The sequence below is a fragment of the Exiguobacterium sp. SL-9 genome (assembly GCF_004336985.1).
GTDB lineage: Bacteria > Bacillota > Bacilli > Exiguobacteriales > Exiguobacteriaceae > Exiguobacterium.
In genome coordinates, this window is sequence record NZ_SJUO01000018.1 from 1 (window position 1) to 452 (window position 452).

Genomic DNA, 452 nt, shown 5'->3' on the forward strand with positions numbered 1-452 from the left:
AAGCTGACGAGATATTTGAATTAGTGGGCGAAATTGGGGCGCAAGTTATCGACTTAGCCACCACGGTTGATACTATTCGTGGTACGAACCAAGCGAAAGCTGATTCAAAACTCGATAATCTTTCTGATACGGCCTACGACAATCTCTATCAAGCCCTTTCAGAAACCAACGATAACGTTACTGAGCGTGATATTCAAAATCACCTCTTCCAGCAAGCCTTACAGGATTATACCAACCGATCTGATTTTGGCACGGGGGGAAATATACCCGCGCAATCCAAGCCATCACCGCATTTACGCAAGGTGTAATGGGCAACAATATTGTTACCGCGATTGCTAATGGTTCCGCGCCTTATCTTGCCAACGAAGTGAAAAACCAAATTCAAGGTAACAGTGTTGAAAGTGATATTCAGCGCACGATAGCGCACGGCATTACTGAATGCAGGCCTTGCA

At 45.4% G+C, this 452-nt stretch carries 1 protein-coding gene; it reads left to right on the forward strand.

The genetic code is table 11. The features are described from left to right. Positions 1–308 (forward strand): hypothetical protein (locus tag EVJ34_RS15765; protein WP_161568929.1); only part of this gene is annotated, 308 nt, incomplete at its 5' end. Positions 309–452 lie beyond the last annotated feature (144 nt).